An 8196-nucleotide genomic window follows, 5' to 3' on the forward strand; every position below is an offset into this window, starting at 1 on the left:
TTCTTGTTGAACGAACGCAGATTGTCTGCGAAGTCGGGACTCGACGAAAACGCCCAGATCGCTGGAAGTCGATCAGCGTCCTCTGGTACGAGGACTGCCACGTTGTCGTCGTAGAACTCCCCGTGGTACTCGTAGTACCCGCCCGCCCCGAGCCCACGCACGATCTCGATGCACTCGTCGAACCGACGTCCTCGGCGTTCCCACGGAAGTCCGACGATCTCGTAGTCGTCGGGCCACGGGCTCGAACCCACGCCGAGCACCAGACGGTTCCCGGTGAGCACCGCCACCGACGTGGCCTCCTTCGCGAGCACGACGGGATGACGCATCGGCATCTTCAACACGAACGTGTGGAACTCGATGCGCTCGGTGGCCGCACCCATCGCCGCGATCGCGGTCATCGTTTCGATGAACGGCTTGTTCTCGAGGAACTCTCGCGTGCCGTCCGGGTTGTACGGGTACTTGGACGACGACGCGCGCGGATACGCAATGCTGTCGGGCACTGCGATGCTGTCGAATCCGATCTCTTCAGCCGCTCGAGCGAGTGGGATGTAGAAGGACGGGTCGATCATCGCGATCGGTGTCGTGAACCTCATGCGCGGGACGCTACCGCGTTCAGATCGTGGCGGCGACGGCCTCCGCCCACCGTTCACTGTTCCCGAAGTGCGTGTCGAGCACCGACGCGCGCTTCCAGTAGCGCTGCACGTCGAGCTCCCAGGTGTACCCGATGCCGCCGTGCACCTGGATGCATGCGTGCGCGTTGGCGAGCGCGGCGTCGCCGGCCACGATCTTCGCGACCGCCGCGGCGCGTACAGGTGCGTCGTTGCTCCGGCCGTCGAGCGTGCACGCGGCGGCGTACACCGCGCCGCGCGCGACCTCCGAGCGGACGAGCATGTCGGCCACGATGTGCTTGACCGCCTGGAACGAGCCGATCGGCCGGCCGAACTGCTCGCGTTCTTTGGCGTACTCGGTCGCGAGCTCCACCGTGCGGGCCGCGATCCCGAGCTGGAGGGCGCTGGTCAGCACGAGCCCAACGAGGAGGAGTTGCTGGGCGACCTCGGGACCACCGAACGACTCGCCCGCGGGCAACGAACCGGTCACCAGCCGGATCGGCGTGAGCGCGTCGAGAGGCCGCTCGGCGTCGGCGCCCTCGATGACGTCCGGGTCGACGATGCGCACCCCGTCCGCATCGAGCACGAGCAGCGCGTCGAGATCGGCCGGGTGCTCGATCACCAGGATCTCGTCGTCGAGCTCGACGAGTCCGACGACGACGTGGCCCGCGGCAGCTTCGGGCGAGATCCTCGCCGCCAGCTCGGTGGCCACGAGCGGGCCGGGCACGAGGGCGCGGCCGAGCTCCTCGAACACCAGCGCGGCCTCCGAGACCCCGAGCCCCAGACCACCGTCGTCTTCGGGCACGCGGAGCGAGAACACGCCGGTGTCACCGAGCTCGTGCCACAGCTCCCGATCGAGGCGGGCGCCGGCATGCTCGATGTTGCGGACGACGTCGGGTGGGAATCGGCCGTCGAGGAATGCGCGGATGCCAACCTGTAACGAGACCTGGTCGTCGGTGAGCTCGAAGTCCACGGCTCAGCGCTCTCGGGGCAGACCGAGCACGCGCTCGCCCACGATGTTGCGCTGCACTTGCGACGTGCCCGCGGCGATGCTCATGCGCAACGCCCAGAAACGCGCCTGCACGTGACGCCCCGACGGCAGGTCACCGAGGTCGTCGATCGAGAGCGACGCGCGTTCGAGTAGGTGCATGGCGATGTCGCCCAACTGGTTGCGGAGGTCGGTGAACGCGAGCTTGAACACGCTCCCGCCGACACCCACCACGCCGGTGCGCTGCGCCTGCGAGATGTTCCGCTTGGTGAGCGCCCACAGCGCGTCGAGCTCGGCCGCGACACGCCCGATGTCGCGCCGTAGCCCGGCATCTTCCCATCGCGTCGCGCCCTTGCTGGTGAGGTGTTGCGCGAGCTCGACGAGGTCGCGGATCAGCTCCTCGGTCTGCATGACGTCGGCGACGAACGCGGTGCCGCGCTCGAAGCTCAGGGTGACGTTCGCGACGCGCCACCCGTCGTTCTCCTCGCCCACCCGATTCGCCACGGGCACCCGCACGTCGTCGAGGAACACCTCGCAGAACTCAGTGGCTCCCTCCATGGCGCGGAGCGGGCGCACGTCGATCCCGGGCCGGTCCATGGGCACGATCAACCAGGTGATGCCGGCCTGCTTCTTCACGTCGGGGTCGGTGCGCACCAGCATCTCGCCGTACTCGGCCACGTGCCCGAAGCTCGTCCAGATCTTCTGGCCGTTGAGCACGTACTCGTCACCGTCGCGGACCGCGCGGGTCCGGAGACTGGCGAGGTCGGACCCCGCGTTGGGTTCGGAGAACCCTTGGCACCAGACCTCATCACCCCTGAGCATTGTGGGGAGGTGGAAGGCCTTCTGCTCGGGCGAACCCTCGGCGATCAGGGTGGGACCGGCGTGCAGCTGGGCCACGAAATTGCAGCCCACGTAGGGCGCCCGCGCCCGTTCCGTCTCCTCGATGTAGACGAGGTGCTCGGTGGGCGTGGCGCCGCGCCCGCCGTACTCCTTCGGCCAGTTGATTCCCGCGTACCCGGCGTCGTACAGCGTGCGCTGCCAGCCGGTGTCGTAGGCCCGGCGCGCGTCCCATTCGTCCGGGTCGGGAGCGGGCCCGTACTTGGGAACGGCGTCCTCGAGCCACTCGCGCAACTCGGCGCGAAACGCCTCCTCTTCCTCGGTGTACCGGAGGTCCATGCGGCCCGGAGCGTATCGCCCAACGAACTTGCGTCAACAAAGGTCGTAGAGCGACCACAGACGACGCCGGTTCGTTGTGGGTGGTCAGGAGAACTGCTGGCGCAGCTCCCGCTTGAGCACCTTGCCGGCCGGGTTGCGCGGCAGCGCGTCGACCAACTCGAGCTGTTCGGGCAACTTCTGCGGCGTGAGGTCGGCAGCCTTCAGGTGCTCGATCATCTCGAGGAACGTGAACGTCTCGCCCGGCGTGCACACGACCACCGCGCAGGCGCGCTCCCCGCTCGCAGCATCGGGCACACCCACGACCGCGACGTCGGCGACCTTCGGGTGCGCGAACAGCAGGTCTTCGATCTCCTTCGCGGAGATGTTCTCGCCCTTGCGGATGATGATGTCCTTCAGACGGCCGGTGATCGTCACGAATCCTTCGTCGTCGATCGCACCGAGGTCGCCGGTGCGGAACCACTTGCCGCCGTTGGAATCGTCGGTGAAGCCGTCGGCGTCGAGGCTCGAGTCGAGGTACCCGAGGCACACCTGCGCGCCGCGCACCTGCAGCTCGCCTTCCTCGCCGAGCTTGGCCACGGCGTCATCGACGGTGATCGCACGCAGCTCGACCCCCGGGCATGCCTTCCCTTCGGTGGTGGCCTTCTTCTCGTCGGGGTCGTCGAGCTCCATCATCGTGTTGATCGGCGACTCGGTGAGCCCCCAGCCGGCAATCGCCGGCGCGCCCATCTCTTCCATCAGCTCGTAGTGGATGTGCGGTGGCTTCGGCGCGCCGCCGCCGGCAAACACACGCACTTCCGGGAACAACGGCACACCCGGCTGCCTGCGCTGCGCGGCGAGATACGCCTGCCAGAACACGGTGCCCGCCGGGGCAACCGTGACCCTGCGCCGCGCGAGGAACCTTGGTGAGTCCTCGGGGCTGAAGATCTCGACGAGCAGCAGTTCGGCGCCGGTCTCCATGGTGTTGAACATCCACACGACTCCGCCGACATGCGTGATCGGGAAGACGACAGCAACGCGATCGCTCGGATCACACCGTAGCGACCACTGCATGCCGAGGTTGGCCGCCGCGATGCTGGCGTCGGTGTGCCGAGCGCCCTTCGGATCGGCGACGGTGCCCGACGTGTAGAAGAGCCAGCGCATGCGGTTGTCGTCACCACTCGCGGGCGGCCCGAGCGTGGCGGGGTCACCCTCGGGCAGGTCGGGATCGGCCACGAGGATCTCCACGTCGAGGTCTTCTGTGGCTTCGCGCGCCATCTTCTCGTAGTCGACGTTTCGGAAGGTGCCGGGCACTACGAGCACGCGGCAACCGGTCTGGCGGGCGATGAACCCGACCTCACGGTGCCGGTAGATCGGGAGGATCGGGTTCTGCACCGCGCCGAGACGCGCCAGCGCGCCGATCAACACGAACGCCTCGATGCGCGACGGCAGGATCCACGACACGTTGGTGCCCTCGCCCACACCGCGCGCGGCAAGCCCCGCTGCGACGCGCTCGCACCACTCACGGAAGTCCGCGTAGGTCCACGAGCGGTCCTGTTCGTCGACCGCCATCACTTTGTCGGGAGTGAGCGCGGCGCGCTCCTCGACGAGCCGCCAGAGGCTCTTGCCCGCAGTGTCGATGTTGCCGGGCATCGGCCAGGGCCTGCCGGGCGCGGTCTCCCCAGTGGTGGTGCTGGTCACGAGAACGTGAGCACGCCGCGCGCGATCGACCCGCTCTCCATCGCGTGGATCGCCTTCTCGAACTCCGCCATCGGGAACGTCACCGACACGAGTTCGTCGAGGAGAATCGCGCCGCGGCGGTAGAGATCGATGATGAGCGGGATGTCGCGCTGCGGCGAGATCGTGCCCGCGCGGCACCCGATGATCCCGCGGTCGACCTGCGTGAGCCGCTGGTAGAGCCCGTGGAACTCGGTGGTCATGCCCGACACGCCGATCACCACGCACGTGCCGCCCCAGTCGAGCGCCTCGAGCGCGTTGCTGGTGACGTCGGGGAACGCGACGCAGTCGAACGACCAGTCGACGCCGCCCGCGTTGAACGGCCCGCGAGGGCTGTCGTCGCTGAACGGCTCGAGCGCGATGATCGCGTCGACGATGTCGTCGCGCGTGCCGTCGAGGAAGTCGGTGGCCCCGAACTGCTTCGCGAGCGCGGCCTTGTCGGCCGCGATGTCGATGGCGATGATGCGGCGCGCGCCCTTCACCTTGAGGGCCTGGATCACGTTGAGGCCCACGCCGCCGACGCCGAAGACCGCCGCGGTCTGGCCGAGCTCCACGTTGGCCCGGTTGAGGACCGCGCCCATGCCGGTGACCACCCCACAGCCGACCAGCGCGGCCGACGTGAGCGGCACGTCGTCGGGAATGGGCACCACCTGCACGTCGCGCACGACCGTGCGATCGGCGAACACGGAAGCGGCGGCGAAGTTGCTCACGCCCTTGCCGTCGAGCGTGAAGATCTCGCTGGCGTTCCCGAGCGTCTGGCGGCACGATGTGGGGCGCCCGTTGTTGCACTGGTCGCAGAAGCCGCATGCAGCGAGCGTGGCGATGATCACGTGGTCGCCGGGCTTCACGTGCGTGACCGCCTCACCCACTTCGGCCACGATGCCGGCGCCCTCGTGCCCGCACACCGCCGGCACGGGCCACGGGTAGAGGCCGGACATGAACGACAGGTCGCTGTGGCACATGCCGGCGGCCACGATCTCGACGACCACCTCGCGGGGTCCCGGCGCGCGGAGCTCGAGCCCCTCGACCAGCGTTGTCGACTCGCCGTCGTAGACGATCCCTCGCATGGGTCCCCCTCTGGCGGTCACCGTGCGTGTTGAGTGCCGCGGGATCGTAGCAGCGGCACCTGACCCGTCGGCAGGGAGGTGACTACCCTTCGCGCACGTTTTCGAGGGGAGTGACCATGCCGCTGATCGATCCGGAACTGCTGCCGTTCGTCGACGAGGTGCGCGCCGCCAACGCGGTGACGACCGCGCAAATGGTGGAGTCATCGGCTGCGTTCGACCCGAAGGGCGACTTCATCGCGCAACTCCGCTCGATGATGGAGCCGGGTGGCGTGTTCGGTCAGCCACTCGTCGACGAGGCGGAGGAGCGCGCGATCCCCGGCCCGGCCGGCGAGATCCCGATCCGAGTGTTCGTCCCGCCCACGGTCGATGCGGTCTACCTCTCCATCCACGGCGGCGCCTTCATGATGGGAAGCCGCCGGAGCAGCGACCAGGTGAATTGGCGTATCGCGCAGCAATGCAACGTCGCGGTGGTCAGCCCCGAGTACCGCATGGCCCCCGAGCACGGGTACCCCGCGGGTCACGACGACTGCGAAGCCGTCGCGGTGTGGCTCCTCGAACACGCCGCCGCCGAACTGGGCAGCGATCGTCTCCTCATCGGTGGCGAGAGCGCGGGCGGGCACATCGCCGCGGTCACCGTGCTGCGACTGCGCGACCGTCACGACGCAGCCGACCGGCTGTTCGGGGCCAACCTGAACTGTGGCGTGTACGACATCACGGGAACACCGAGCCGCACCCTTCCACCGCCGGAGAACGACATCCTCGCCGCCGCACCGGGCGCCGGCACCAACGCGATCACCTACTTCGACTCGGTCGACAACCTGCGCGATCCCGACGTCTCACCGCTCTATGCCGAACTTCGCGCCTTGTGCCCCGCGTTGTTCACCGTCGGTACGGGCGACACGCTGCTCGACGACAGCGTGTTCATGGCCGCACGGTGGGAGCTCGCCGGGAACGAGACCGAGCTCGCGGTGTATCCGCACGGTCCGCACGGCGTGACCGGCTCCCCCACCGAGATGGGCCGACGTGCGCAAGCGCGCGTCGAAGACTTCCTCCGCGCCCACGCAGGAGCGAGCGTGGGCGAGCCGGGTATCCCGGCTCGTAGCGAGCGACCAATGGTGAAGGCCTAGACGAATAGAGTGCCACCGATGCTCAAGCGCCGCTCCAGCAAGACCAGCTCCCTCTCCGGATCGCCGGAGGCGTCGTGGTCCGGCGCCGCCGAGATCAACTACGTCGAGATGAGCTTCGCTCGGGTCCCGATCTTCAAGGCGTGCTCACGCGACGAGTTGATGCGGGTCGCACGCGTCACGAGGATCCGGGAGCACCTCGCCGACGACGTCGTCATCCACGAAGGCGCCAAGGGGCGCGACTTCTTCGTGATCCTCGAAGGTGAGGCGCGGGTCACGCGCGGCGGCGAGGAGGTCGCCACCCTCGAGCGCGGCGACTTCTTCGGCGAGCTTGCGCTGTTCGATCCCGCGCCGCGGAACGCCACTGTCACCGCGGTCGACAAGCTGCGGCTCGCGGTGCTCACCCAACCCGAGTTCCACGACGTGCTCGCGGAGGAGACCATCCGCGACAGCATCCTCACCGGCATGGCGCGCCGGCTGCACGAGCTCGACAGCCAAACTGATCAGAAACCGGCCAATTAGAAACCCGGCGGAGGTACGTAACCGCCGAGCACGTCGGCCATCAACTCCGCGGCGCGGATCGCACGGCGCTCGTGGTACCAGGGCGCGACGACCTGCATGCCCACTGGCAGTTCAGGACTCTTGGTACGCCCGATCGGCACCGCGACCGACGGCAAGCCGAGCACGCCGATGAAGCCGAGCCACGAGATCAACTCGATGTGACCGCGCGTCGTCCCGTCGACGTCGATGGTCCGATCCATGATCGTGCCTTCGTGATCGTGTGGGAACGCCGGCGTCGACATCGCCGGGCACAGGAGCAGGTCGTGATGCTCGAACCAGTCGTGCCACACACGCCGAAGGTCGTAGCGCTGCATGTCACCGCGCAGCCATGCGAGGTGCGACGGTCCGACCTCGGCGTCGCTCCCGTCTGCCAGCGTCGGCGCGAGGGCACCGCCGATCATCGTCGCGAAGACACCCATCTGTTCCGTGAACTCGACGGCAGGATGACGGTCGTGCACGCGCATGCCCGCGTCGGCGAGCCGGTCGGCTGCCGCGCGCAGCATCGTCCCGTACTCGGCATCGACGAAGGTCGCGGGATCGTCGAACCACACACCCACGTCGAGGTCGGCCAGCGAGTGCTCCTCCGCGAGCGGCAGCTCGAGCCGCCACGCGACCGCCCGTTCGGGATCGGGACCCGCGAGCACGGTGAGGAGGAGGTCGAGATCGTCGGCCGAGCGCGCGATCGGGCCGAACACGTTGATATCGACGTCGATCGTCCCGCCGTTCGAATGATCGAGGTAGCCGCGCTGCGGGATCACGCCCCACGTGGGCTTGAGTCCGTAGACACCGCAGCAGTGTGACGGGATGCGCACCGACCCACCGATGTCGGTCCCGAGCTCGAAGCTCGTGAACCCGGCGGCCACCGCGGCCGCCGCCCCACCCGACGAGCCGCCGGTGATGCGGTCGAGCGCCCACGGATTCTTGGTGACGCCGAAGAGCTCGTTGAAGGTCTGGATGTC

The 8196-nt window shown here is 68.4% G+C and carries 8 protein-coding genes; 2 read left to right on the forward strand and 6 right to left on the reverse strand.

The annotated features are described in order from the left end of the window. The 5 genes from WD271_07195 to WD271_07215 form a co-directional block, all read right to left on the reverse strand. A partial coding sequence (locus WD271_07195) for an LLM class flavin-dependent oxidoreductase (protein MEX1007617.1) occupies positions 1 to 593 on the reverse strand: 593 nt, incomplete at its 3' end. Between the two features lie 19 nt (positions 594 to 612). Then, positions 613 to 1581, reverse strand: a complete 969-nt coding sequence (locus WD271_07200; GenBank protein ID MEX1007618.1) for an acyl-CoA dehydrogenase family protein — start codon at positions 1579 to 1581, stop codon at positions 613 to 615. 3 nt (positions 1582 to 1584) lie between these two features. After that, entirely contained in the window at positions 1585 to 2772 is a 1188-nt protein-coding gene (locus WD271_07205) for an acyl-CoA dehydrogenase family protein (GenBank protein MEX1007619.1), read from the reverse strand. Between the two features lie 84 nt (positions 2773 to 2856). Continuing rightward, positions 2857 to 4449, reverse strand: a complete 1593-nt coding sequence (locus WD271_07210) for an AMP-binding protein (GenBank protein MEX1007620.1) — start codon at positions 4447 to 4449, stop codon at positions 2857 to 2859. Next, positions 4446 to 5552 carry an alcohol dehydrogenase catalytic domain-containing protein gene (locus WD271_07215; GenBank protein MEX1007621.1) on the reverse strand — a complete coding sequence of 369 codons (1107 nt, stop codon included), beginning with the start codon at positions 5550 to 5552 and terminating at the stop codon, positions 4446 to 4448. Before WD271_07215 ends, WD271_07210 begins: the two co-directional genes overlap by 4 nt. Positions 5553 to 5668: 116 nt before the next feature. Between WD271_07215 and WD271_07220 the strand changes: the two genes are divergently transcribed. Beyond that, entirely contained in the window at positions 5669 to 6679 is a 1011-nt protein-coding gene (locus WD271_07220; protein MEX1007622.1) for an alpha/beta hydrolase, read from the forward strand. 18 nt (positions 6680 to 6697) lie between these two features. Further along, on the forward strand, positions 6698 to 7198 hold the full coding sequence (locus WD271_07225; protein MEX1007623.1) for a cyclic nucleotide-binding domain-containing protein: 501 nt from the start codon (positions 6698 to 6700) through the stop codon (positions 7196 to 7198). Here WD271_07225 and WD271_07230 read toward each other — a convergent pair. Further along, positions 7195 to 8196 (reverse strand): amidase family protein (locus tag WD271_07230; GenBank protein ID MEX1007624.1); only part of this gene is annotated, 1002 nt, incomplete at its 5' end. The two genes, WD271_07225 and WD271_07230, sit on opposite strands and share 4 nt — an antisense overlap.

The sequence above is a fragment of the Acidimicrobiia bacterium genome (assembly GCA_040880805.1).
In the GTDB taxonomy this organism is placed as follows: Bacteria; Actinomycetota; Acidimicrobiia; order IMCC26256; family DASPTH01; genus DASPTH01.